This window comes from Prevotella sp. CAG:255 (assembly GCF_000431195.1).
Taxonomy (GTDB): domain Bacteria; phylum Bacteroidota; class Bacteroidia; order Bacteroidales; family Bacteroidaceae; genus Prevotella; species Prevotella rara.
The window spans coordinates 32,851-58,860 of record NZ_HF986856.1 but is presented as its reverse complement, the minus strand read 5'-3'; the positions used below and the strand labels follow the sequence as shown (position 1 = coordinate 58,860).

The window sequence follows — 26,010 nt, the reverse complement described above, 5'->3', positions numbered from 1 at the left end:
AAATGAAAGGCCGTATAGTGTGTTTTTCAATAAAAAGATGTAAATTTGCGACAAACAAAAAAATAAAGAAAAAATGAATATTAACAAGGGTATTTTCATGTCGGGCATGGTGGTTGCGCTGTTATCGCTGCCATGTCATGCACAGACAAAGGACGGAGGCATATCGGCTGATATGCTCAAGGAAATTCAGCAGTCGCAGAAGCTGACAACTGCCGACAAGGCTTTGTTTAACGCCGTGGCGTCTAACAGTATCGACAACCTGGCTCAGAACTACGCCAACCAGGGCGCTCTCGACACCTACTTCAGTGTTGAGACCAAGTCGCAGAGCATTACCGACCAGAAGCAGAGCGGTCGTTGCTGGATGTTCAGCGGCTTCAACGTGATACGCTCAAACTTCGCCAACCGCACCGACTCGCTTCGTGTCGACCTGTCTCATGCTTATCTCTTCTTCTGGGATCAGCTCGAGAAGTCAAATCTCTTCCTGCAGGGCGTTATCGACTGTGCGTCGAAGCCTATGGACGATGTGCGTGTTCAGTTCTTCTTCAAGAGTCCGCTCAACGACGGCGGTACATTCTGCGGTGTGTCAGACCTTGTTGACAAATACGGACTTGTGCCTGCAGAGGTAATGCCCGAGACATTCTCTGCCGAGAACACATCTAAGGCTACGTCACTGATTAAGTCAAAGCTGCGCGAGTTCGGCCTGAAGCTGCGCGACATGGCTAACAGCGGAAAGAGCGCAAAGGAGATTAATGCCGAGAAGACAAAGATGCTGGGCGAGATCTACCGCATGCTGGCTCTTACCATAGGCGAGCCTGTAAAGGAGTTTACTTATGCCTTCAAGAACAAGGACGGACGCACCGTTACCGAGGCAAAGAAATTCACTCCGAAGTCGTTTGCTGCCGAGATGCTTGGCGGCAAAGCCATAGGCGGCTCTTTCATCATGGTTATGAACGACCCGCGCCGCGAGTATTACAAGACTTACGAGGTGGAATACGACCGCCACACATACGACGGAACTAACTGGAAATATCTTAACCTGCCGATGGAAGAAATAGCCAAACTTGCCATCGCCTCTCTGAAAGACGGCAAGAAGATGTACAGCTCTTACGACGTGGGTAAGTTCCTCGACCGCAAGCGTGGCTATTGCGACCCGCGCAACTATGACTACGGCTCGCTCTTCGGCACAACATTCGGCATGAACAAGGCTCAGCGCATCATGACTTACGACAGCGGCTCTACTCACGCCATGACTCTTACGGCTGTTGACCTCGACGCCAAGGGCAACCCCACAAAGTGGAAGGTTGAGAACAGCTGGGGCGGCGACTGGGGCCAGAAGGGCTGCCTGATAATGACCAACGAGTGGTTCAACGAGTATATGTTCCGCCTCGTTGTTGACAAGAAGTATGTTCCTGCCAAGACTCTTAAGCAGTATGAGCAGAAGCCTGTTATGGTTATGCCCGAAGATCCGCTCTTCTTGCCGGATGAATAGTTTTCTTAGGAGTTAAAGTAGTTAGAAGTAGTTAAAGGAGTTAAAGCCATATGCTTTGTTGATAATGGAGTGATTAAGGCTTTTGCTATTGACAATTGATATCTACGAAGATTAATTCTTTAATTTGTCTTTTACTCATACTTAAAAATAAAATCCGTCGGACGTCCTTTTGCCCGGCGGATTTTTTTATGCTTATGAATGAAAAAATATTCGTTTCTGAATATTGCGATTAAAGTTAATCCTGTATAAGAAAATATGCTACCTCACGTATGTGGAAAGTCAGAGTGGCGATAGGCCTTTTGTTTTCCGGCATACGGTAGAACAGCATAAATGGGCGTTGCTCTTTCTTGGGGTGGATTGCTGTTGTGCAATACATGTGGTTTCAGCGCATATATGGCGCTTATCCTTATTGCGTGGCTTGTCCTGAATGTCTGAATATGAACTCAGACGATTCATTTACAGAATGTTTGAACGCTGTGGGCTGTCCGTCAACCGTAATGAACAAGTGGACCGAACCGGGAATCAGAATGTATTTCTGTTCTATGCCAATATTTTTCAGCCTCTCTGCAAATTCTGCTCCTTGGCATCGTAGAATGTCGCGTTCGGCCGCCACGAGCAACGTTGGCGGAAGTTTTGCAAGGGCATGGTCGTCTGCTTCTGCGGGAGATACTAATGGATTATGCGATTTGGTGGTGTATGCTTCGTTGAAAGCGTTCATAAGTTCGCTGTCAAGTCCGAATCCTTTTCCGAACAGTTTCCATGATTCGGAGTTGTCAGCATAGGCTTTTGTAACGGGATAGAATGTAATCAGGCTGCTGAAAGTGTTTTCAGGGAAACTCAATGCCGTGGCTATGGCAAGATTTCCGCCTGAGCTGTCTCCGCCTACGGATATGCTGCTGCATTTCCATTCCTCCATATTCTTGCAGGCAAATTTTACGGCATCTATGCAGTCTTTCAGCCCTTCCGGGAAAGGATGCTCGGGGGCGAGCCTATAATCTACGGCAAGTACGGCAATGCCTCTTTCGGCCATCGCAGCACAATAACGTGAACAACTGTTTATACTTCCTATAACCCAGCCGCCACCATGGAAATATACAAGCAGTGGTATTGCGTCGTTGTCGTAGCGCTTGCTTCTAAAAAGAGTCAGACTCTTGCTGATGTCTGTTCGATAGACACCGTTGGGCAGCTTGGCTGCTGTATTGCGGGCGTTTCTTACGTTAAGGAGCAGGTCGTTATTGCCGGACATTGCCTTGCGGATAGCTTCAGTCTGACGCTCCTGCAGCTTTTCAGGCATACGGGCAATGAATGAATCTGCTTCATTTCGCTCTGAATATTCATCGTGTCCTGTATTTGCTGAATATGCAGAAAATGAATTGAATATTATAAATGCTGTTATAATAAACCGGTTTATGTTTGATATAAAATGCATAGGGCTATATAAAATCATCCGTTGGCGGAATAAAATTCAGTGCGTACTTAATCTTTTCCGGCGGGCTTGTTTATTAAACCCCAATCGGTCATTATGCCGCACATTGCTTTATCACTTTTGTTCATTCATGCTTTCAGCCGTCTTTTTGTTCGCTTTTCCTGACATAGTCTGCTATGACAGCAAAAACTGACGAAAATCCGCTTTATATAAAGCAAAAATCCCGACCGGATTCTAATAACGATTTTGGTTAAAATACATTTAGCTACATTACGTTTCTTATGCACAGTGAGTAGCTGGCAGACAATTCAATCCGTTATGGCCTGATAAAGATAGGAGATGTTCCCTTTTTTGCAGCGCTCAAAGAAACATCTCCTTAACTTTATTTCAGTGGTTAAAGCATATTGACTTTAACTACTGACAGAAATCCACAATACTATTGGATTTTTCACTCTTCACTTAGAATTTACACCAGGTGGCTTATCAGCTCCTCGCGGTCGCCGGGCAGAAGGTCGATTACGGGGATTTCAACCATGGTGTAGCATCCGGGCTGCTGGCGCATAGATGCGCGCGCAACGTTTACGAGCACCTGACCTGTCAGGGCAGGGTTGTTGATGCTCATGTTGAACTCCATGCGCTGGTTCTGAGTCTTTCCGCTAACGCCCTTGCGCACAAGGTTTACGCCGTGGCCCATGTCCTGCACTTCGTCAACGCTGTCAACCTGCATAACGTAAGTCTCGTCGCTTGCGAAATACGGGTCGGCCTTGATAGCCTTTGTAACCTCCTCAAGACTTGCGCCCTCTTCAAGCTCAACATAAACCATGCGGCGGTGTATGCCTTCGCCCTTAGGTATGGTCATAGACAGAGCGTTCTTTACGCCCTCTTTAGAGCGCACGCATACAGAGTGGCCCATGCTCATGCCCGGACCGAAGTTGGTGTAGCTCAGTCCTTTAGGTGCAAGGCTCTGCATTAGTGTGCGTACAACGCTGTCAGAACCCGGGTCCCATCCTGCTGCAATCACAGCCACAGTGCCGTGTTCCTTGCATATCTTCATCAGGTTAGAACGATATTCGCGTATGCTTGTGTGTATGTCGAAGCTGTCAACGGTGTTGATGCCGAGTGCAAGAATCTTTGTTGCATACTCCTCGCAGCTGCGTGTCGGTGTGGCAAGGATGGCCACGTCAACATCTTTCAGCTCAGTGATGTCCTTCACCACTTCATAGTCGGCCAGCTCTGCCGGCTTGTTCTCTGCTCCGTGGCGTCTTACTATACCTGCAATCTCGAAGTCTTCAGCTGCTTCGAGTGCCTCAACGGCAAATTTGCCTATGTTGCCGTAGCCCACTACGGCTGCTCTGATTTTCTTCATATTGTCTAAAAATTTATCTGATTCTTTTATTATCCTATTTCTTTTATTTATGCTGAGATGCAGCTTATCTTATGCAAAGATAATGCAAATTTTCAGTTGACGGATAATTTGTATGTGTTTTTTCAACAATAATCAGCGTTAATGTTATTAAACGTAACTGAAAATATTATATATCTTACTTTCTGAATGTGTAAATAAGGCAAACGGCAAAGGATTGTTACCTGGCTTAAAAACGGCCTGTATGTAGGTCTCTGTTTACAGCTTATGCAGCCGCATGTTTAGCCGCACATTCAGTGTCATGGCGGTTATTGTGATGTTTCATAATGAAAGCAATAAGTGCATAATGCCGTTCAAAATGATATCTGACTTTTGTCAGGATTTTCTGTCGAAATAGAATTTAGAGAGCCTTTGGTTCGGTTCAGATGGTAAAGTATATTTACAATAAATCGCAAAAGGTATGCTTTTGAAAAATTACTCGGCCACTTTTTATCCGAAAGTGGCCCGTTTTCGCATCAAAAACAGCCCGCTTTTCAAGGCAAAAAGTCCTGTTTTTATGCCGTTTTAGCCCTGATTTTGTTGCACATAATGATTATGATTAATGATAACACACATTCGGTCAACTAATTATAATTGCACACGAAAACTGCCCGTTTTTACGCCCGACAGATTTTATTTTTCAAATATCGCCGTCTGAGAGCGTCAAGGAAAATCAGAGTGTAAGCAAAAAGAGGAAATTTAAGTTTAAGTGAAGAGTGAAGAACGAAGAGTGAAGAATTCAAATGCGTTGCAGCTGATTAAGGCTAACTCTTAGCCCGAAGGGCTTCACTTTAGTAACCGTGGGTGTGTCACCCACGGATTATTACTCAACAAGCCGACAGCACCCGAAGCGGTGCTATTTCAAAATTATTTACTGACCTTTGGTTCTTATACTTTATGTTGTCTTATTTTTTTGCTGCGTTTATTAACTCGCATAAATTCACCGGAACAATAGTTTCACTCTGCATACGGCAAAGAGTTGTTGTTATTCGTTCTTAGGCTTGCCGTATTTTTTCTGAAACAGCTCGGTGTTCTTGTTGCCCCATTCAATCATGGCGTCGATAATCGGAATTAATGTTGCTCCGAGTGGCGTTATGGCATATTCAGAACGGGGAGGCAGTTCGGGGTATATGGTCTTTGACACCAGTCCGTCTTCAACAAGCTCTTTGAGCTGCAAGTCGAGCACGCGTGGCGTGGCTTCGGGAAATATCTTATGAAGCTCGCTCGGTCTGAGCGTCTTGTCGCGCAGCTCGTCCAAGATGCACGACTTCCATTTTGAACCTATCAGACTCATCGTAAGGCGTAGCGGACAGTCGAGGTTAACGGGTATCTTTCTTTCATACATGGTATTGTTCGTCTTAATGTTTGTGCAAAAGTAAACATAATAATCCGAAAAGTTAATATACTGATATATTTTTCAGTATCTGAATAATTTTTCGGTACTTGCAAAAATGTTTACTATCTCGTATCTTTGCACACGATAAGTTGCATTCCGGCCGGTTAGACGCCCTTGCGTCTTGTTTGCGCTTTCATTATAAAATGAATCTTTAAATTATGAAAACATTATGAGAGCAAGTATTGAAGAATACAAGGCTGTTGAGGCAGCAGCCATGAAGTTTGTCAGAAGTGTTGCCGAAGGCGACAGCAGTTATGCTAAAGAACTGTTTATAGACGAGGCCGTGCTGTTTGGCTATCTTGACGGAAAACTTGAGCACGGAAGCATAAATCAGTTTTATAACAATGTCGACTCGGTTGGCGGAGGCGCAGACTTCAAGGCTCGTGTGGACGTTATTGCCGTTGAAGAAACGCTTGCCGTGGTGCGCGTTCTTGAAGAAAAATGGGGCGGACGCATTGATTTCACCGATTATCTGCTGATGCTTAAAATTAACGGTGAGTGGAAATGCGTGGCCAAGGCATATAATCAGAATTCAGACACAATACAGAAATAAATAGAACTTTAGGTTATGAATATAGTTGTAGTTACAGGAAGTCCGCGTAAAAACGGCAATAGCTTTGCCATGACAGAAGCTTTTATAAAGGAGGCTGAGAAGTGCGGACACAAGATAGAACGTTTTGATGCGGCAATGATGAAGATTGACGGATGCCATGCGTGCATGACATGCTATAAGACAGGAAAGGCATGCTCGTTTGACGATGATTTCAATATAATAGCCCCGGCAATATTAAATGCCGATGCCGTGGTGTTTACAATGCCAACTTACTGGTATTCTATACCTGCACAGATAAAAGGCGTTATTGACCGTCTGTTTTCTCTTGTTGTAGGCGGAAAGGATATTGCAGGTAAGAAATTCGGCTTGATTGCCTGCTGCGAGGAAGACGACATGACGGTTATGGACGGCGTACGCATTCCGCTTGAGCGTTCGGCTGCTTTGTTGAAATGGGACGTTGTGGGCGAAGTGCTTGTTCCGGCCGTGCTTAACGAGGGAGACATAAACAAGACCGACGGCTGCGCCAAGGCTGTCGAGCTGGCTCATAAATTCTGAATACAATGAAAGTATTGCTTATTAACGGCAGTCCTAACAAGGAGGGCTGCACTTACACCGCCTTACATGAGGTTGAAACGGCTTTGAGAGCCGACGGAATAGACACAGAACTGCTTTATCTCGGCAAGAAGCCGCTGGCGGGATGTATAGCGTGCGGAAGCTGCATGCGCACGGGCCACTGCTTCAGAGACGATATAGTAAAAGATATACAGGCAAGGCTTGATGAGTTTGATGGCATAGTCATCGGTTCGCCGGTTTATTACAGCGGTCCGTCGGGTCAGCTTGTGTCGTTCCTTAACCGTCTGTTCTATTCTTCCGAAAGCCGTATGGCCGGTAAGGTGGGCGCCTCGGTGGTGTCGTGCCGCAGGGGAGGAGCGTCTGCCACGTTTGAACAGCTTAACCAGTATTTTACTATATGCAATATGCCCGTTGTGTCTTCTCAATACTGGAATTCTGTGCATGGCTTCACGCCCGACGATGTGATGAAGGATAAAGAAGGACTGCAGACCATGCGTGTGTTAGGTCATAATATGGCGTGGCTGTTGAAATGTATTGAGTGTGGGCGCAATAACGGCATTGACAAACCTCAGTCTGAACAAAGATTGCGTACACACTTCATTCAGGATAAGTATTAGGCTGTAATATAAAGATGATGGCGCGTCTGTAAAGACGCATTATCATCTTTTTTATTTTCGTACGGAATGTTTTCCATGCAAATTTTGTGCTGTCTGCTATTTTGTTGCATGAAATTTGTTCCGGCTGGTTTATACGAATTGTTGAGCACATCGAAAGAGCTGCCGGAATATAATAAAGTAGCCGATGGTCAGTAAAGCTAATTTCAGTCTATAAAACTTCTGATGTTAAATGAAAAAGTCAGTCTCTTAATTGTTCATTTGTCTTAATTTTATTAAATTTGTGGCGATGATTAAAGTGTAATTAGGCATATTGATGTTTTCTTTGATGAAGTTCTTTGCGGCTATACACTTTAAATCTAAAACTATAAAAACCTTGTTGTGTAAAGATGAAAATAGGAATTAAGAATTTTTTTTTGCCGATAGTGCTTCTTGCCGCATCTGCAAGCTTTACATTAACCGGTCAAAGTTGTAGTATGCCTAAAGGTAATACACAGCCGGACACGATAGTGTGTTCGGAAATTGTAGGTCCTAAAAATGAAGAGCGTAAGGAAACAGAATTCTTTGTAGTAACAAAAAATGACACCTCTGCGTTTTCGCTTATCGTAGCAACGAGAGAAAATAAAGTGGGATGGATAGAATTTCGTATGTTCCCTACCCAAAAATATTTTCAATATATAAATGGTAGCAGTAATGACACTACGGCTTTTAGGATATCAGATTCTAGAAATCATGAGTATCATATACCTGAGTATAAAGAACTGATCCATGAGATGGATTTGTGCTTAGGCGCAGCATCCAAGGTCTACGATTTAACAACAATGGATGCGATGTCTGGATTTTTGTCTACATTTGGCGATATAGCCGTAATGACAACCAATCTGCTGAATGCAAATTGTAAGCTTAACGAGCATGGCTATTATTGGCATTCGGATATTGAAAAAGAACTTGCGAAGACTCCTTTGGCAGAAGACCTGAGCATAATGTTGAAAAAGTATAATCGTAGGGTGAAACGCATATCATGTTGGGAAGAAATATTGACTATTCCAAAAGAGGCAATGCTCGACAGAAATATTTCGAAAGATTTGTCAATTCCTGATAAGGTTTGGGAGGTCTCGTTATACATTAAGTTGGAGCCGTTGCAGCAGAAATAAAAGTAGACATCATATTGTGAAAGTTTTAGATGGACTGACAGTATTATTATGAAAATTTAAAAGCTTTTTTGTAGTGCTTTTGATGTAAACAAGTTATATTTGTGGCGATAATATATAAACCGAGCCTATGAAAATATCTTTGTTCATCGTTGCTTGCATCATCTTTATTGCTGCGCCTGTGGTGATGTCGGGTAAGGCAGACATGCTGATACCAGGACTTAAAAGAATGTACCCGGGAACATTAAGCAAGTCAGACTTGCGCGGCATACGTATTGTTTCAGGCATAGAATATATGCTTATCAGTGGTGCCACGCTGGCTGTGGCGCTGTATCCTTCATGGGCTACGCTGCTTGTTGCCGCGTTGTTTATATTGGTTACGATGTTTCTCGCATACCTGTGTGTAAGAATATTCTTTCATGCCAAGTTCACCATCGGCGACGCCATTGCGTCTGTAGTCGACTCGGTGTTAACGCTAATAGCGTTTTAAGTGAAGAGTGAAGAACGAAGAGTGAAGAAACAAAGTTCGACGTCAGTCAATTCGATACTCTTGTGGATTATTGTTATTTCACTTTTCATTTAACCGCTTGTGCAACCGATATGAATCAACAAAGCTAATGTGCCGGCTGATTTGCAATCTGCCGGAATTGAATATAAGGATTTATCAATCCGCTTACTTCCTATTCTAAATTATCAGGTATGTATTTCGGATCACAAATTAGCTTCTCCGATTACTTCCAATTTTGATTAATAGGTATGAGTTGCGGATCAAAGATCCTGATACTTAATGCTGTCGGATAGCATATCCGACAGAACAATAGTCTTGTTGCTTCTTTTCGTTCCAAGCCATAAATTATTATAGTTATAAGACTAATGCGCCTAACATTCTCGGATCACAAATCCTGATACTTAATGCTGTCTGATGTCATATCCGACAGAACATTAGTCTTGTTGTTTTCTAACATTCCGTAGTTAAAGTCAAATGTCTTGTGGGTATTATCTACTTACTTGCATTTGGATTTTTCACTTTTCTCTTTTCACTTTTAACTTAATAAAGATTGCAGATTTTTTTGCTTGTTGACGAATAAACCTTAACTTTGTGGCACAATAACATATCATACTTTAAAATAACATGGACAAAATATTCCTCGAGACGCACGACGTAGTGAAGCGCTACGCTAACCATACTGCACTCAACGGAGTAAGTATAAAAGTGCCCGAAGGCAAGGTGTTCGGACTGCTTGGACCGAACGGCGCCGGAAAGACAACCCTGATAAGAATAATCAACCGCATAACCGTGCCCGACTCAGGCAGCGTTACCTTCAACGGACATCCGCTGTCGGTAGACGACATCTGCAACATCGGCTATCTGCCTGAGGAACGCGGACTGTACAAGAAGATGCGCGTGGGCGAGCAGGCCATTTATCTGGCACGGCTGAAAGGATTGGATAAGGCCGAGGCAGAAAAAAGACTTAGACAATGGTTTGATAAGTTTGGCATAATGCCGTGGTGGGGCAAAAAGCTCGAAGAACTGTCGAAGGGTATGCAGCAGAAAGTGCAGTTTGTTATAACCGTGCTGCACAGGCCGCAGCTGCTGATATTCGACGAGCCGTTTTCAGGGTTCGACCCCTTGAACGCCGAACTGCTGAAGCGCGAGATACTTGAACTTAAAAACGAAGGCCACACCATAATATTCTCTACGCACAACATGTCGTCGGTGGAGGAGATATGCGACAACATAGCCCTGATAAACCATTCGGAAGTGGTGCTGCAGGGCGACGTCAACGAGGTGCGCTCACGTTTCAAGACCGACACCTACCGCCTCGGACTGGCTGCCGGCAAGCAGCTTGTGCCCGTGGAAGGCATTGAGGTGACAGAGACAGAGAACAAGGGCGGCGAGACGATATACACCCTGCGCAAGAAGGCCGACATGAGCAACGCGCAGCTGCTGGGCGCGGTGTCGGCCAACAACGAGATAACATCGTTTGCCGAATGTCTGCCCTCTATGAACGAGATATTCATCAGGACCGTGGGAGGCGACGGCGCGACGGAAGAAAAGGCCGGAGAAGATAGCAAACAATAAATAAACTTAGAGCAAATCATGAACAAGACACTAATAATAATACAGCGCGAGTTTATCAACCGCGTGAGCAAAAAATCATTCATCCTGCTCACCATACTCATGCCCTTTGTCTTTGCGGCACTGATATTTGTGCCCCTGATGCTGTCGACGATAAAGAGCGGCGAGCAGAAACAGGTGGCAGTGATAGACCATACCGGCAAATATGCCAAGCTGTTCAAGGACGACGAGTCGTACCGCTTTGTGCCCACGCCCCTGATGTTGGGCGAGTTTAAGTCGGACACCACCGCCTTTGCCGCCGTTATAGAGATAAAGGCCGACCTGCTGGAGCATCCCGAAGCAGCCACAATCTACTCGCGCAAGGAAGTGCCGCAGGGCCTCTCGCGCATTGTGAACAACACGCTCGACGAGCAGATACGCCACGACAAACTCGTGAAATACAACATCCCGCAGCTCAAGCAGATAATGGACGACTTCGACAAGAGCTACGACATAAGAACCGTGAAATGGACCGACGACGGCTCAGAGCAGGAGTCGAGCGCCGAACTGGCAATGCTGGCAGGCATGGTGCTCACGTTCCTCATATATATGTTTGTGATGTCTTACGGCGGAATGGTGATGCAGAGCGTAATGGAAGAAAAGACCAACCGCATAGTGGAGCTTATGGTGTCGTCGGTGCGCCCGTTCCAGCTCATGATAGGCAAGATTATTGGCATCGGCCTTGTGGGCATACTGCAGCTTGCCATCTGGGGAATAATGATAACCGTGATAATGAGCGTTGCAGGAGTAGGCTTCGGCCTGTCTAATCCCGACATGATGGCCACAGGCATGGCTGCCACTCCCGACATGGCTTCAGACGATATGGCCGCCTTCATGTCGGCCTTATCCGGACTTAACCTGCCCATGCTCGGCCTGGTGTTCGTTCTCAACTTCATAGGCGGCTATCTGCTTTACGCATCTATATTCGCCGCCGTAGGTGCTTCGGTCAACCAGTCGGAAGACTCGCAGCAGTTTATGACGCCCATCGTCATAGTGCTTGTCTTTGCTCTTTATGCCGCGATGTACAGTGCCGACAACCCTGACGGACCTCTTGCCGTGTGGTGTTCGTTCATACCGTTCACCTCGCCTATAGTGTCAATGGTAAGACTGCCGCTCGGTGCTCCTGTATGGCATATAGTGCTTTCGCTCGTTGTGCTCTACGCGTCGGCCCTGGCCCTGATATGGATGGCAGGCAAGATTTACAGAGTAGGCATACTTATGTACGGCAAGAAACCGTCGATAGGCGAGATGATAAAGTGGATGAGATACAAGTAAGCACCACGGTAAGCACATACCGATGCGCAGAAAAGCATAATCAGATATAGACAAAATGTCGTCAGGCAGCATGTGCCCGGCGACATTTTTGGTTAAATAGCCCGGCGTCATGCAATAAAAGATAAATATGCTCGTTATAAATAAGGTAAAAAAGCAATACAGACAAGATAATGATAGAATACGTAAGAGGCGAACTGGCAGAACTTAGCCCGGCTTATGCCGTGATAGACACGGGCGGCGTGGGCTACGGACTGAACATTTCGCTAAACACATATACTGCCATTCAAGGCAAGAAAGAAGTAAAGTTGCACGTATATGAGAGCATACGCGAAGACGCGTATGTGCTTTTCGGCTTTGCCGCACGCGAGGAGCGCGACATGTTCCTGCTGCTCATATCTGTGTCGGGCGTAGGAGCCAACACGGCCCGAATGATTCTCTCCGAGCTTTCGCCGGCAGAACTGTGCGGCGTCATATCGTCGGGCAACGAGCGCGTGCTCAAGACCGTGAAAGGCATCGGTCTGCGTACGGCACAGCGCATAATAGTAGACCTGAAAGACAAGATAGCATCTCTGGGCATAACCGGCGAAGTGCCGCAGGAGACAGCACAGCAGGCTGACATGGTTAACAAGGAAGTGAAGGACGAGGCTGTGGGCGCGCTCACCATGCTCGGCTTTGCGCCTGCACCGTCGGCAAAGGTTGTCGTGGCAATATTGAAGGAGCAGCCCGAACTGCCGGTTGAGCAGGTGGTTAAGCTGGCCTTGAAGCAGATAAAGTAAAGTGCTGGATATAGCGATAAACGGATAATTTAAGAATAACTCAAAAAGCGAAGAATGGTTTTGTATTGTTGGCACGTGTGGCTGAACCGGCCTTTCTGATTGCCGGCCATTCTTCATCATTAACTTTGATATGCGTATAAAAAGGGTGATTTATGGGCTTTTGCTGATAATGCTTGCCGTGAGTGCGGCCAGCTACGGATTGGCTTTGCCCTACACTCAGGACGACCGCACACGGCAGAACAACCGCCAGCAGGGTGCGCGCGGCAATGTGGCTCAGGCCGATACGGCCAAGCGCACGGCAGTGGCCATGCCCGAAGTGATAATAGAGGACGACTCTATACCCGACTCGCTGCTGCATCCGCGCTGGAAGATACAGCGCATTGTGCCTATCACTCAGGACGACCTCGACCGCGGCATGGCCGACCTGTCTATGCCCGGAAACATTTCGCAGGAGGTTGTCTATAACGACACGCTCAACCGCTACTACATAGGTTCAAAGATGGGCGAGGGATATCTTTCGGCGCCGATAGCCATGACGCCTGAGGAGTATCGCGCGTGGAGCGAGAAAAAGGAGTTCGACCGCTTCTTCCGTTCAAAGAATGACGAGATAGTAAAGGAGCAGGGCAAGGAGAAATTCTCGTTCACCGACATGCACTTCGACCTCGGACCGGCTGAAAAGATATTCGGTCCCGGCGGTGTGAGGATAAAGACGCAGGGTACGGCCGAGCTGAAGTTTGGAGCCACGCTCAAGAACATAGACAACCCTTCGCTGCCTATCAGAAACCGTAAGACCACGACGATGGACTTCGACGAGAAGATAAACCTGAGCGTGAACGGTAAGGTGGGCGACAAGGTGAACATGAACCTCAACTACAACACCGACGCTACCTTCGACTTCGACTCGCAGAACATGAAGCTGAAGTATGAAGGCAAGGAAGACGAGATAATAAAGCTGGTTGAGGGCGGTAACGTGTCGTTCCCGAGCAACTCGTCGCTCGTCAATGGAGCCACATCGCTCTTCGGTATCAGAACCGACCTGCAGTTTGGTAAGCTGTCGCTGCAGACCGTAATCTCACAGAAGAAGTCGTCGTCAAAGAGCGTGTCGTCGCAGGGTGGTGTGCAGCTTACGCCATTCGAGATAGATGCTGCCGACTATGAGGAAAACCGCCACTTCTTCCTTTCGCAGTATTTCCGCGACAAGTATGATGCAGCCATGCAGAAGTTGCCTAACATAACCACAGGTATAACCATCAACCGCGTGGAGATATGGGTGACCAACAAGACGGGTACGACATCAAACTCGCGCAACATCGTGGCTCTGACCGACCTTGGAGAGAACACCAAGGTGAGCAACTCCATGTGGGGACTGACAGGGCAGAATGTGCCGGGAAACAATGCCAACAGCGAATATTCGACAATGGTGAACAGCTATGCAGCTGCACGCGATATTAACCAGACTTCTTCCGTACTCGATGCTATTCCGGGCTTCGTGGGTGGTGTTGACTATGAGAAACTGGAGAGCGCACGCCTGCTTAACAGTTCTGAATATACCGTCAACACATCGCTGGGATACATCTCGCTGAAGTCGACGCTGCAGACCGACCAGGTGCTGGCCATTGCTTACGAATATACCTATGGTGGCGTTACATATCAGGTGGGAGAGTTTGCTTCCGACATACAGGACGTCAACCAGGCCTTGTTCGTAAAATCACTCAAGAACACGAGCAACAACCCGCAGCAGGGCAACTGGGACCTGATGATGAAGAACGTTTATTATCTTGCTTCGTCTGTTGAGAAAGACAAGTTCCGTCTTGACGTCAAGTTCCAGAGCGACACCACAGGTGTCTACCTGTCTTATATCCCCGAACAGCAGGTGAAGGATCAGACCATCATAAAGCTTCTCGGTGCCGACCGACTCGACAATAACAACAAGGCAAACAGCAACGGATATTTCGACTATGTTGAAGGCTATACCATAAGCAATGGACGCGTGTTCTTCCCTGAGGCAGAGCCGTTCGGCGACTATATGTATAAGGCTCTTACGGCCAAGGGCGTGGCTCCGGATGTGGCTGCAAAATATAGCTTCACAGAGCTTTACGACTCAACAAAGACAGTGGCAAAGCAGATAGCGGAGAAAGACAAGTATCAGCTTGTAGGACAGTTTCGCGGAACACTTGCCAACGTAATATCGCTCGGTGCATACAATGTGCCGCAGGGATCCGTAGTTGTTACGGCCGGAGGTGTTACGCTTACCGAAGGTTCTGACTATACCGTAGACTATTCGTCAGGCGAGGTGACAATCCTTAATCAGAGCATCATTGATGCCGGAACGGCCATTAACGTATCGCTCGAGAGCAACACCGACTATGCCCAGGAGCGTAAGACCATGCTCGGACTCAACTGGCAATACGACTTCTCGAAAGACTTCCAGATAAGCGGTACGATACAGCACTTGTCGGAACAGGCGCTCACCACGAAGGTTACGATGGGCTCTGAACCTCTGAACAACACCCTATGGGGCTTCAACATCAACTGGAAGAAAGAGAGCCAGTGGCTGACAAACATGCTCGACAAGCTGCCTTTCCTTCACTGTACGCAGCCCTCTGTGATATCATTCACCGGAGAGTTTGCGCAGCTCATCGCAGGTCAGGCAAGCGGAGTGCAGGACAATGCGTCGTATATCGACGACTTTGAGAACACCAAAAACACTATTGACGTCTCATCGCCTACATCGTGGGTGCTTTCGAGCGTGCCTTCCATGTTCCCTGAGCAGTCGGACAAGACGACGCTTTCCAGCGGATACAACCGTGCGCTGCTGGCATGGTATAACATCGACCCGCTGTTCACGCGCCGCAGTTCATCGCTCACTCCGGCTCACATCAAGGGCGACCTTGAGCAGCTAAGCAACTATTACGTGCGTGAGGTGTATGTAAAGGAACTTTTCCCTAACCGCGACAACAACAGCTACAGCGGCGCAACAGCCACCTTGCCTATACTCAACCTCGCATATTATCCTTCTGAGCGCGGTCCTTACAACTTTAATCCAAACCTCAACTATGACGGAACGCTGCAGAATCCTACACAGCACTGGGGCGGTATGATGCGTAAGCTCGACACAAGCGACTTTGAAACTGCCAACATTGAGTATATCGAGTTCTGGCTGCTCGACCCGTTCATCTATTCTAATGAACAGAGCGACGCCAACCAATATGGCGGCGACTTCTACATCAACCTCGGAGAAGTGAGCGAAGACATCTTGCGCGATGGTAAGAAGTTTTATGAGAGCGGCATGTCTGTCGACGGTTCAGGCAGCTACACTACCACACAGTGGGGTAAGATACCTACGCAGGCCACCGTTACTTACGCCTTTGCAACCACAACCGGTTCAAGAGCTTTGCAGGATGTAGGTTACAACGGACTTACCGACGCAGAGGAAAGAGAGTTCGGACCATATCAGGAGTTCCTCACAGCCATTCAGGGTAAGGTGTCAGCGGCACAGCTCGACTCTATAATGAATGACCCCGCCAACGACGACTACCATTACTTCCGCGGATCAGACTTCGACCAGATAGAGGCGTCTATCCTGCAGAGATATAAGAGGATAAACAATCCTCAGGGCAACTCGCCTGACAGCGACAGCCGTACAGAAAGCTATGACACGTCTTACAAGACGACGCCTGATGTTGAGGATATCAACCAGGATTACACGCTGAACGAATATGAGAAGTATTATCAGTACAAGATAAGCATCCGCCCCGAAGACCTCGTGGTGGGACGAAATTTCATTGTCGACAAGCGCGAGACATCGCCCACGCTGCGTAACGGCAAGCCAGGACATGCCACATGGTATCAGTTCAGAATACCTCTGAGCGAGTATGAGGAGCGTGTAGGCTCGATAAACGATTTCACATCTGTGCGCTTCATGCGTATGTTCCTTACAAACTTCCAGAAGCCTATAGTGCTGCGTTTTGCCACGTTCGACCTTGTAAGAGGCGAATGGCGCGTCTACGACCAGTCGCTCAACACCGGAGCAAATGAGACCGGAAGCATGTCGGTAAGTGCGGTGAGCATTGAGGAAAACAGCGACAAGACGCCTGTAAACTATGTGCTGCCTCCGGGCATACAGCGCGGACAAGACCCCACACAGCCGCAGCTTACTGAAGACAACGAACAGGCTCTCAACATCGTGATTGAGAACATGTCGACAAATGAGTCGAAGGCCGTATACAAGAACACCACGCTCGACATACGCCAGTATAAGCGCCTGCAGATGTTTGTGCATGCCAATGCCTTTGAGCAGAATACAACTAATCTGACAGACAATCAGCTTGCCGTGTTTGTCCGTCTTGGAAGCGACTATAAGAACAACTACTACGAGTATGAGATACCTCTGAAACTTACTGCTCCGGGCGAATACAACAGATATAGCCTGGCAGACTGTAAGCTCGTATGGCCGGAGGAGAATATGCTCGACATACCGCTGAGCGTGTTCACATCGCTGAAGAAAGAACGCAACAAGGCCCGCGGACTCGGACTTGCATCATACAACACCGTGTATTCGGCCTATGATGAAGACAAGCCTAACAACAAGGTGAGCATCATGGGTAATCCTACCCTTGGCGAGGTTAAGGTCATGATGATAGGTGTGCGTAACCTTTCGGGCGAGATGAAGTCAGGAGAGGTGTGGGTCAACGAACTCCGTCTGAAGGAATATAACAACGAAGGCGGATGGGCAGCACAGGGAGCGCTCAATGTTCAGCTGTCGGATGTTGGAACTATAAACGCTACAGGAAAAATAGTTACCGACGGATTCGGCGGACTTGAAGACGGCGTAGCCGAGCGTTCGCAGGACGACTATAAGACTTACAGCTTCACGGCAAACGTAGAGTTGGGCAAGTTCTTCCCCGACAAGGCCAAGGTTACGGCTCCGCTTTATTACTCTATAACGCAGGAAGAAACACGTCCGAAGTATAATCCGCTTGATACGGATATGCTCCTTGAAGATGCTCTCGAGGCAACTGCCAACGAGCATGAGCGCGACTCTATAGAGAGCATTGCCGTGACGAAGACCACAAACACCAACTTCTCATTGTCGAATGTGCGTGTCGGAATACAGACCAAGCGTCACCCCATGCCGTACGACCCGGCTAACTTCTCGTTCTCTTACAGCCACAGCCACCGACACACGAGCGGCGAGACAACCGTCTATGAGAACGAAGACAACTGGCGCGGAGCCATCAACTACAGCTACACTCCTGTCTACAAGACCTTCGAGCCGTTCAAGAAGATGATAAAGAGCAAGAGCAAGTGGTATGACATCGTGAAGAACTTCGGTCTTAACTGGCTGCCGCAGAACATAACGTTCGACACGGAAATGCTGCGCAACTATTATGAACTTCAGGAGCGCGACATGGAAAGCACCGACGGCAATCAACTGCCGCTGACCTTCAGCGAGCAGTTCTTGTGGAACCGTGAGTTCTCGATACGCTGGGACTTGACCAAGAATCTCCACATGAACTTCAACAGTGCCACACATGCCGAGATAGAAGAGCCTTACACGCCGATAAACAAAGACCTCTATCCCGATCAGTATGCGGCATGGAAAGACTCTGTGTGGACAAGTATAAAGGACTTTGGACGCCCGCTTGACTATAACCAGACATTCAACATGTCGTATCAGTTGCCGCTGAATCTTATTCCGATATTCGACTGGATCAACTCTGATGCCAACTATAATGCAACCTACAGCTGGACCCGCGGAACCGACCTTGAGGACGGAACGTCGCTGGGTAACGAGATATCTACAAACCGCACGTTCAACCTTAACGGAACGTTCAATCTTGAAAGGCTTTACAACCATGTGCCGTTCCTGAAGAAGGCCAACGACAGATTCAACAAGAGTTCGAGAACGTCGCGCACGTCTCAGCTGAAGAGACGCAACCAGCTGAAGCAGGCAAAGAACTCTGCCAACAACAAGACGTCGAAGGCCGACGACAAGAATGGCAGAAACGGCGGTAAGGACGGAAAGGACGCCGACAAGGAAAAGAGCTTGCTGCCGAAGAACAAGCGCAGCTTTGAAAAGGAGATTGTGCTTAATCCTGACACCACGCTGATAGTGTCTCACGGCAAGAACAGCAAGAGGCTTATGGTTACGGCCAAGACAAAGGACGGCAAGGCCTTCAGGCTGAAGTATAAGGCTGTAGACAACAACCGCATAAAGATAACGTCGAAGGTGGACAGCACGACGACGCTGAAGCTCACCGTTACACCGAAGGCTCCGCTGGATGAGAACGTCTGGTATAAGACAGCCCAGTGTGTGGCACGCGGACTGATGCTCGTGCGCAACGTTAGCTTCTCTTACCGCAACCAGTACAGCATGTATCTGCCGGGCTTCATGCCCAACGTTGGCGACGTGTTCGGTCAGCGCAGCGGCGGAACAATGGCTCCGGGTCTCGACTTTGCGTTCGGCTTTGTTGACGACAGCTACATCGAGAAGAGTGCCGAACGCGGCTGGCTGCTCATGAACGACAGTGTGGCCACGCCTGCCACGACAAGTCTGACTGAAGACCTGCAGCTCAGAATGACACTCGAACCGGTGAAGAACCTGAAGATAGACCTCAACGCAAGCCGCACCGAAACCAAGTCGAAGAGCATACAATATATGTACTCCGGCTCGCCGACCACACAGAGCGGAACGCTCACCATGACCACGATAAGTCTCGGCAGCGCGTTTGAGGGAATGGGCGACGCCACAAACGGCTACCATTCGGCTACATTCGAGAAGTTCTGCAACTCGCTAGAGTCGTTCCGGAGCCGTGTCGAGGCACAGTACACCAATGCCGAATATCCAGCCGGAAGCTCGCTTGCCGGACAGAAGTTCGACCCTGCCAACGGATCTGTCAGCAAGTACAGCGCCGACGTAATGATACCGGCTTTCCTTTCGGCCTATACGAGCATGGGCGGCAACTCGCTGAACATATTCCCCGCACTGTCGCGCCTGCTGCCTAACTGGACGGTGAAATATAGCGGACTGTCACAGTTGCCGTGGTTCCGCGACGTGTTCAAGAGCTTCAACATCAACCATGCCTACAAGAGCATCTATGCCATCGGCTCATACAGCTCTTACAGCACGTTTATGGAATATATGAACGGTCTGGGCTTCGTCAGCGACGTGTCAACCGGCAACCCCGTGCCGAGCAGCATGTATAACATCAGCACTGTGAGCATCAACGAGGCCTTCTCGCCGCTGCTCGGAATAGACATGACCTTCAACAACAACCTTACCTGCAAGCTGGAGTACCGCACAACGAGAGTGCTCAGCCTCAGTATGACAAGTATACAGATCAACGAGGCCACCAGTCACGACTGGGTTGTGGGCATGGGTTACAAGATAAACAACTTCAAACTGTTTGGCGGACGCCGCCGTCGCAAGGTGAAGAGCAGCCGCAGCAACGACGAAAACAACAACAACTCAACGTCGAACAGCTCGCGCAGCACCGGATTCAACACCGACCTCAACTTGCGTCTAGACCTGTCTTACCGCAAGCAGGCGTCTATTTGCCGCGACATAGCCTCGATGACAAGTTCTGCCAGCAGCGGCAACTCGGCGTTCAAGCTGTCGTTCTCGGCTGACTACACGCTGTCGCGCCTGCTCACAATGAGCTTCTATTACGACCGCCAGACCAACACGCCGTTGCTTTCGAGCAGCAGCTATCCTACCACCACTCAGGACTTTGGCCTGAGTCTGAAGTTCTCGCTTACGCGATAAAGACATACGCCAAGGCGCACACATCCCTGCGGAACAAAGCCTATGCCATGCGGCATGGCTCCTCGGGATATGTGCTCCTTGGCGTTTTTATGTGCAGCCTGTTAGAGTTAACCCCCAATCCGTTATTATGATTAGGTCTGTATTTTTGCTTTATATTGAGCAGCTTTTTGTTGGATCTTTTGCAGGCATAGCGGGCTATGTCAAGAAAAAGCGAACAAAAAGACGCCAATAGAAACAAAAAGGCAGGCTGAAAGCATGAATACACAGAATTGATAAAGCTATGTGCGGCCTAATGACTGATTGGGGTTAGATGCTGTCGAGAGCCTGACTAAGGTCGTCTATAAGGTCGTCTGCATTCTCTATGCCTACCGACAGGCGTATCGTGTTTGCCCCAATGCCCTGGCTAATCTGCTCTTCGGGCGTGAGCTGAGAGTGGGTCGTGCTGGCAGGATGTATCACGAGCGACTTTGCGTCGGCCACGTTTGCCAGCAGAGAGAATATCTTGAGGCTGTCTATAAACCTGAAAGCCTCCTGCCTGCCGCCCTTGATGTTAAATGTGAAGATAGAGCCTGCGCCTCTGTCGTAGTATTTTTTGTAGATGTCATGCCCCTTGTGCGACGGCAGCGAGGGGTGGCTCACGCTCTCAACCTTGCTGTGGCCGTCGAGGAAATTTACTATCTTCAGCGTGTTCTCGATGTGCCTTTCAACGCGCAGCGACAGCGTCTCCAGACCCTGCAGCAGCATGAAGGCGTTAAACGGACTTATGGCTGCCCCCGTGTCGCGCAGCAGCGTTGCCCTTATGCGTGTTATGTATGCCGCCCGTCCGGCTGCCTCGGTGAACACCAGTCCGTGATATCCGGCATCAGGATTTGTAAGCTGTTCAAACTTTTGTCCGGCATTCCAGTCGAAGTTTCCGCCGTCTACAATCACTCCTCCTAACGAAGTGCCGTGGCCGCCGATGAACTTCGTGGCCGAGTGTACCACGATGTCGGCGCCGTGCTCTATCGGCCTTATTATATAAGGTGTGCCGAAAGTGTTGTCCACAATCAGCGGCAGACCGTGCCTGTGGGCAATGTCGGCTATGGCCCTTATGTCCGCCACGTCAGAGTTGGGGTTGCCCAGCGTTTCAATAATCACAGCCTTGGTGTTGTTTCTTATGGCGCTTTCAATGGCGTCGAGGTCGTATATGTCTGCAAAGGTTACGCTTATGCCATAGTCAGTCAGCGTGTGAGCGAGCAGATTATATGTTCCCCCGTATATGTTCTTCTCCGCCACGATGTGGTCGCCCTGCCTTGCCAGGTTCATTATGGCATACGTTATGGCCGCCGCCCCCGATGCCACTGCCAGTGCGCCCACGCCGCCTTCGAGCGCTGCCATGCGTGCCTCGAGCGCCTCCTGCGTGGGGTTGGTCAGCCGGCTGTATATGTTGCCCTGCTGTTTCAGGCTGAAGCGCGCCTCGGCGTCGGCAGCGTTGTCAAACACGTATGCCGCAGTCTGATATATGGGCACGGCCCTTGCTCCCGTGGCAGCGTCGGCATGTTCCTGTCCGGCATGCAGCTGCAGCGTCTCAAATCTCAGTTTTCCGTCATTCTTGCTCATGTCGTTTGTCTTGTTAGAGTTATACGTTATCCTTAATGTTGTTTTCGTCCTGCAAAGTTATAAAGTATGGATTATTCTGCCAATATGTGTCTGTAATTTAGAAGATATCACTATATTTGCCTTTGTGTTTAGAAAAATAATATTGGCGAATGCCGCTTTCGGCATCTAAAAAGAAAAATATTCTATGGCAGCAACAGACAAACTCGACAAGGTAGACCTTCAGATATTGCAGGCTTTGCAGGATAACGCCAGGCTCACAACACGCGAACTGGCGTCGCGCGTCAGTCTTTCGTCCACACCGGTGTTCGAGCGCCTTAAGCGTCTTGAGCGCGAAGGCTACATAATGAAATATGTGGCTGTGCTCAACGCCGACAAGCTCAACCGCGGCTTCGTGGTGTTCTGCAAGGTAAAGCTGACGCGCCTCAACAGCGATGTGGCAGCCATGTTTGCCGGCGTGGTCAGGTCGCTGACGCAGGTTACTGAGTGCTACAACATCTCCGGCGGATACGACTATCTGCTTAAGGTGAACGTTACCGACATGAAGAGTTACAGGGATTTCATCCTCAACGTGCTCGGCCGTCTCGACTATCTGTCGTCTATCGAGAGTGTCTTTGTCATGGACGAGATAAAGCACGACTATGGTCTGTCGCTCATTTAGCGTCCTGCATCTTACAGTCTGTAAGCATCCCGACGCCTTGAAGTACTATTGTGCCGTTTTGTTTGCATGCGTCGTGCCGTCAGGGTGGGGCGCATGCCGTTCGGTTGCTATGCTTTTGCCTTTTAAAAGGTGACCTTTCGCAGTGTGAAAGATGCCCTTTTGCATTCTGAAAGGATAGCTTTTAGTTTATAATCAAATGTTTGTTGTTTTCTTTTGATTATAGAATTATTTGTGGAATTTTCGTGATAGATACAAACAAATATAGATATTTTACTTACGGTTTTTATCTGCTCGTGCCTCTCCGGGCGTGTCTGTCGGGTGCTTTTCGGCCTGTCGGGACAGCCGTTTAGGTGGTTCTGCTTTCAATTCGTAACTAACGTTTTGTGTAATAAAGTGCTAATCTTCGAGCTTATTGTAAATATAAGCCATGATATACACCTGTTGACTGTGTGTTTTAGTGCCGTTGTGATATAAAACACCGCATTTTTCGTATTGATTGGTCTAAAATTCTTTAAAACGCATTATTATTGCTCTAATTATTTTGAAGTTTGCCGTTGAAACACTATCTTTGCACAAAACAAGGCGATTTGTGCAGTTAATGACAGTCCGTGAGTCTGTTCATGCCCGCAAAATCAGTCTATATACTCAAATCTTATTCGCTATGGAATCAATACAAAATTTTGACGACATTGTCAGCCGTCAGTGTTCTGTTACTAACAGAAAGCGTGTGGCAGTAGTCTGCCCGGCCGACTCTCACACTGAATATGTAGTAGGACGATGTCTTAAGGAAGGAATTGCCGACTTCTTGTTGGTGTGTGCTGGTGAGTGTAAACCTGAGTTCGAGCGTCTCCGTTCGATGTATGAGGGACATGTAGAGGTGTATCTGGAGCCTACTCCCGACGATGCGGCCTATAAGGCTGTGGATCTTGTCAGGGAGGGTCAGGCTGCCGTGCTCATGAAGGGCACGCTCAACACCGATAACCTTTTACGCGCCATTCTTAATAAAGAGCACGGACTGCTTGAGCCAGGCAGAGTATTGAGCCATATAACTATTGCCCAGATACCGAGCTACCGCAAGCTTATCGTGTTCTCAGACGCAGCAGTGGTTCCGCGTCCTACTCTCGACCAGTTTGACGCCATACTGCGTTACACCGTCAGCGCAAGCCGCCACATGGGCGTAAGCCGTCCTAACGTGGCTCTTATCAACTGCACAGAGAAGGTGAACGAGAAGTTCCCTCACACAATCTGTTACGAAGAGCTGAAGAAGCGTGCAGAGGCAGGCGAGTACGGCGACGTGTGTCTGGGAGGCCCGATGGATGTCAAGACGGCATGCGATGCCGACAGCGGAAGCATCAAGGGCATAACATCGCCCGTTGTGGGCAATGCCGACGTGTTGATATTCCCCAATATCGAGTCGGGCAACGTCTTCTATAAGACAATCACATTGTTTGCAAAAGCCGAGACGGCAGGCATACTCTGCGGTACAACAGTGCCCGTTGTTGTTGCTTCACGTGCCGACTCGTGCGAGTCAAAATATTACAGTCTGGCTCTTGCCTGCACAGGCATACTTGGCTGACGCGCCCTCAGGACAAAAACATTTCCATGTGAGCGTGGCTGCCTCTGGCGGCCATGCCATAGATAATTGTTCTTTAACTTATCATTTATACAATTTGTCTTGAATGAAAATTTTTGTAATAAACCCTGGCTCTACGTCAACTAAACTTGCTGTTTATGAAGACGAAAAGTCTGTATGGATGACCGGCGCACACCATCCGGTGAGCGAGCTTGCCGCATTCCATCATATCAGTGACCAATACGAATATCGTCGTGATTTCATCCTCAAGTGTCTTGAGGAGGCCGGCATCGAGCTGAAGTTCGACGCCGTTATCGGACGCGGCGGACTGCTGAAGCCTCTTAAGGGAGGCGTTTATGCCGTCAACGACAAGATGAAGCACGACCTCATACATGCCCAGATGGAGCATGCCTGCAACCTCGGAGCGCTTATTGCAGACGATATTGCCGTGCGCTGCTCTTGTCCGGCATATATAGCCGACCCGGTGGTTGTCGACGAGCTTTGTCCCGAAGCACGCTTCACGGGCATTCCCGGCATGGAGCGCAAGTCGGTGTTCCACGCCCTCAACCAGAAGGCTGTTGCAAGAAGATACGCCGCTTCGATAGGCCGCAAGTATGAAGACCTTAACCTCATCGTCGTGCATCTTGGAGGAGGAATATCTATTGGTGCGCACCGCAAGGGCAAGGTGATCGACGTAAACAACGCCCTCGACGGCGAAGGACCTTTCTCAACAGAGCGTGCGGGCACGCTTCCGGCAGGCCAGCTCGTTGCGATGTGCTTCAGCGGAGAATACACACAGAAGCAGATCAAGCAGATGATAAGCGGCCGCGGAGGTCTCACGGCTTATCTCGGCACCAACGACATGATAACAATCTCGCGCAATGTGGAGGAAGGCGACGAGCACGCCAAGAACGTAGTAGACGCCATGCTCTACACCATCGCCAAGCAGATAGGCGCCATGCATGTGGCTCTTGTAGGAAAGGTGGACGCCATAATCTTTACCGGCGGCATTGCCTACGACACTTATTGCACCGACAGACTGAAGGCACAGGTAGAATATATAGCTCCTGTGGTTATCTGTCCGGGCGAGGACGAGATGGGCTCTCTTGCCTACAACGCCCTCGGAGCACTCAGGGGAACGCTGCCGCTGCTCGAGTACACGGGCGAGGATCTGTAACAGAATTTTACTTATTAGCATATACGCAGCACCGCACTTTGTGTGGTGCTGCGTAGCTTAATTGTAACACCGGTGAAACATTCGTGTAAACCGGTGTTGTTAATTTAGCACCCTGAACAAACTGTAATTAATATACACAAAAGATGAAAAGATTTTCTTTACTTGCTAATGCCGTTGCGGCGGTGTTGATGTTCACGGCCTTTGGCAGCGCCAGAGCGTTGGCTGCGGGAGCCGACAGGCCGAAACTCGTTGTGGGAATTGTTGTTGACCAGATGCGCTGGGACTATCTTTACCGTTATTACGACATGTTTGGCGAAGGCGGATTCAGGCGTCTTATGAACGAGGGCTTCAGTTGTGAGAACACGATGATAAACTATGTGCCCTCGATAACGGCAGTTGGCCATGCGTCGATATACACCGGCACCGTGCCTGCCATACACGGAATAGCAGGCAACCACTTC

The 26,010-nt window shown here is 48.5% G+C and carries 18 protein-coding genes; 14 read left to right on the top strand and 4 right to left on the bottom strand.

Annotation, left to right across the window (positions count from 1 at the left end; all coding sequences use genetic code 11):
- The first annotated feature begins 73 nt into the window (after window positions 1-73).
- Window positions 74-1,489, top strand: coding sequence for an aminopeptidase C (locus QVO66_RS11850; RefSeq protein ID WP_021855709.1), 1,416 nt, complete (start codon window positions 74-76; stop codon window positions 1,487-1,489).
- A gap of 406 nt (window positions 1,490-1,895) precedes the next feature.
- Here QVO66_RS11850 and QVO66_RS11845 read toward each other — a convergent pair whose 3' ends face one another.
- The 3 genes from QVO66_RS11845 to QVO66_RS11835 all read right to left on the bottom strand — a co-directional run bounded on the left by QVO66_RS11845 (window position 1,896) and on the right by QVO66_RS11835 (window position 5,662).
- Entirely contained in the window at window positions 1,896-2,783 is an 888-nt protein-coding gene (locus QVO66_RS11845) for an alpha/beta hydrolase (protein WP_369678063.1), read from the bottom strand.
- Between the two features lie 598 nt (window positions 2,784-3,381).
- A complete protein-coding gene (locus tag QVO66_RS11840; RefSeq protein WP_021855707.1) occupies window positions 3,382-4,281 on the bottom strand; it encodes a diaminopimelate dehydrogenase in 900 nt (299 codons plus the stop codon).
- 1,021 nt (window positions 4,282-5,302) lie between these two features.
- Window positions 5,303-5,662: a winged helix-turn-helix transcriptional regulator gene (locus tag QVO66_RS11835; protein ID WP_021855705.1), complete on the bottom strand. Its 360-nt coding sequence runs from the start codon at window positions 5,660-5,662 to the stop codon at window positions 5,303-5,305.
- A gap of 220 nt (window positions 5,663-5,882) precedes the next feature.
- Between QVO66_RS11835 and QVO66_RS11830 the strand changes: the two genes are divergently transcribed.
- The 9 genes from QVO66_RS11830 (at window position 5,883) to sprA (ending at window position 20,542) form a co-directional block, all read left to right on the top strand.
- Window positions 5,883-6,266: a nuclear transport factor 2 family protein gene (locus tag QVO66_RS11830; RefSeq protein WP_021855704.1), complete on the top strand. Its 384-nt coding sequence runs from the start codon at window positions 5,883-5,885 to the stop codon at window positions 6,264-6,266.
- Window positions 6,267-6,281: 15 nt separating this feature from the next.
- Entirely contained in the window at window positions 6,282-6,821 is a 540-nt protein-coding gene (locus QVO66_RS11825) for a flavodoxin family protein (RefSeq protein WP_021855703.1), read from the top strand.
- Between the two features lie 5 nt (window positions 6,822-6,826).
- Window positions 6,827-7,456: a flavodoxin family protein gene (locus QVO66_RS11820; protein ID WP_021855702.1), complete on the top strand. Its 630-nt coding sequence runs from the start codon at window positions 6,827-6,829 to the stop codon at window positions 7,454-7,456.
- A 386-nt stretch (window positions 7,457-7,842) separates the two neighbouring features.
- Window positions 7,843-8,607: a hypothetical protein gene (locus QVO66_RS11815; protein ID WP_021855701.1), complete on the top strand. Its 765-nt coding sequence runs from the start codon at window positions 7,843-7,845 to the stop codon at window positions 8,605-8,607.
- A gap of 127 nt (window positions 8,608-8,734) precedes the next feature.
- On the top strand, window positions 8,735-9,094 hold the full coding sequence (locus QVO66_RS11810) for a hypothetical protein (protein ID WP_021855700.1): 360 nt from the start codon (window positions 8,735-8,737) through the stop codon (window positions 9,092-9,094).
- A 642-nt stretch (window positions 9,095-9,736) separates the two neighbouring features.
- Entirely contained in the window at window positions 9,737-10,687 is a 951-nt protein-coding gene (locus tag QVO66_RS11805; protein ID WP_021855699.1) for an ABC transporter ATP-binding protein, read from the top strand.
- An 18-nt stretch (window positions 10,688-10,705) separates the two neighbouring features.
- A complete protein-coding gene (locus QVO66_RS11800) occupies window positions 10,706-11,998 on the top strand; it encodes an ABC transporter permease (protein ID WP_021855698.1) in 1,293 nt (430 codons plus the stop codon).
- Window positions 11,999-12,168: 170 nt separating this feature from the next.
- Window positions 12,169-12,774 (top strand): Holliday junction branch migration protein RuvA, encoded by a 606-nt coding sequence (gene ruvA, locus QVO66_RS11795; RefSeq protein WP_021855697.1) that lies wholly within the window; start codon window positions 12,169-12,171, stop codon window positions 12,772-12,774.
- Window positions 12,775-12,904: 130 nt separating this feature from the next.
- The gene (gene sprA, locus QVO66_RS11790) at window positions 12,905-20,542 is read left to right on the top strand and encodes a T9SS outer membrane translocon Sov/SprA (protein WP_021855696.1); all 7,638 of its coding nucleotides are present in this window, start codon (window positions 12,905-12,907) and stop codon (window positions 20,540-20,542) included.
- Window positions 20,543-20,848: 306 nt separating this feature from the next.
- Here sprA and QVO66_RS11785 read toward each other — a convergent pair whose 3' ends face one another.
- Window positions 20,849-22,141, bottom strand: coding sequence for an O-acetylhomoserine aminocarboxypropyltransferase/cysteine synthase family protein (locus QVO66_RS11785; protein WP_021855695.1), 1,293 nt, complete (start codon window positions 22,139-22,141; stop codon window positions 20,849-20,851).
- 184 nt (window positions 22,142-22,325) lie between these two features.
- On the opposite strand from QVO66_RS11785, the gene QVO66_RS11780 reads away from it, so the two are divergent.
- The 4 genes from QVO66_RS11780 to QVO66_RS11765 form a co-directional block, all read left to right on the top strand.
- The gene (locus tag QVO66_RS11780) at window positions 22,326-22,799 is read left to right on the top strand and encodes an Lrp/AsnC family transcriptional regulator (RefSeq protein ID WP_021855694.1); all 474 of its coding nucleotides are present in this window, start codon (window positions 22,326-22,328) and stop codon (window positions 22,797-22,799) included.
- Between the two features lie 661 nt (window positions 22,800-23,460).
- Window positions 23,461-24,375: a phosphate acyltransferase gene (locus QVO66_RS11775; RefSeq protein ID WP_021855692.1), complete on the top strand. Its 915-nt coding sequence runs from the start codon at window positions 23,461-23,463 to the stop codon at window positions 24,373-24,375.
- Between the two features lie 103 nt (window positions 24,376-24,478).
- Window positions 24,479-25,549: a butyrate kinase gene (gene buk, locus QVO66_RS11770; protein WP_021855690.1), complete on the top strand. Its 1,071-nt coding sequence runs from the start codon at window positions 24,479-24,481 to the stop codon at window positions 25,547-25,549.
- A gap of 188 nt (window positions 25,550-25,737) precedes the next feature.
- On the top strand, window positions 25,738-26,010 hold a 273-nt coding region (locus QVO66_RS11765; RefSeq protein WP_288172859.1), incomplete at its 3' end, for an alkaline phosphatase family protein.

What these genes read in the sequence shown, in the direction of transcription:
- QVO66_RS11850 (WP_021855709.1), top strand. Translation starts at nt 74, where the DNA reads ATGAATATTAACAAGGGTATTTTCATGTCGGGCATGGTGGTTGCGCTG.
- QVO66_RS11845 (WP_369678063.1), bottom strand. Translation starts at nt 2,783, where the DNA reads ATGCCTGAAAAGCTGCAGGAGCGTCAGACTGAAGCTATCCGCAAGGCA.
- QVO66_RS11840 (WP_021855707.1), bottom strand. Translation starts at nt 4,281, where the DNA reads ATGAAGAAAATCAGAGCAGCCGTAGTGGGCTACGGCAACATAGGCAAA.
- QVO66_RS11835 (WP_021855705.1), bottom strand. Translation starts at nt 5,662, where the DNA reads ATGTATGAAAGAAAGATACCCGTTAACCTCGACTGTCCGCTACGCCTT.
- QVO66_RS11830 (WP_021855704.1), top strand. Translation starts at nt 5,883, where the DNA reads ATGAGAGCAAGTATTGAAGAATACAAGGCTGTTGAGGCAGCAGCCATG.
- QVO66_RS11825 (WP_021855703.1), top strand. Translation starts at nt 6,282, where the DNA reads ATGAATATAGTTGTAGTTACAGGAAGTCCGCGTAAAAACGGCAATAGC.
- QVO66_RS11820 (WP_021855702.1), top strand. Translation starts at nt 6,827, where the DNA reads ATGAAAGTATTGCTTATTAACGGCAGTCCTAACAAGGAGGGCTGCACT.
- QVO66_RS11815 (WP_021855701.1), top strand. Translation starts at nt 7,843, where the DNA reads ATGAAAATAGGAATTAAGAATTTTTTTTTGCCGATAGTGCTTCTTGCC.
- QVO66_RS11810 (WP_021855700.1), top strand. Translation starts at nt 8,735, where the DNA reads ATGAAAATATCTTTGTTCATCGTTGCTTGCATCATCTTTATTGCTGCG.
- QVO66_RS11805 (WP_021855699.1), top strand. Translation starts at nt 9,737, where the DNA reads ATGGACAAAATATTCCTCGAGACGCACGACGTAGTGAAGCGCTACGCT.
- QVO66_RS11800 (WP_021855698.1), top strand. Translation starts at nt 10,706, where the DNA reads ATGAACAAGACACTAATAATAATACAGCGCGAGTTTATCAACCGCGTG.
- ruvA (WP_021855697.1), top strand. Translation starts at nt 12,169, where the DNA reads ATGATAGAATACGTAAGAGGCGAACTGGCAGAACTTAGCCCGGCTTAT.
- sprA (WP_021855696.1), top strand. Translation starts at nt 12,905, where the DNA reads ATGCGTATAAAAAGGGTGATTTATGGGCTTTTGCTGATAATGCTTGCC.
- QVO66_RS11785 (WP_021855695.1), bottom strand. Translation starts at nt 22,141, where the DNA reads ATGAGCAAGAATGACGGAAAACTGAGATTTGAGACGCTGCAGCTGCAT.
- QVO66_RS11780 (WP_021855694.1), top strand. Translation starts at nt 22,326, where the DNA reads ATGGCAGCAACAGACAAACTCGACAAGGTAGACCTTCAGATATTGCAG.
- QVO66_RS11775 (WP_021855692.1), top strand. Translation starts at nt 23,461, where the DNA reads ATGGAATCAATACAAAATTTTGACGACATTGTCAGCCGTCAGTGTTCT.
- buk (WP_021855690.1), top strand. Translation starts at nt 24,479, where the DNA reads ATGAAAATTTTTGTAATAAACCCTGGCTCTACGTCAACTAAACTTGCT.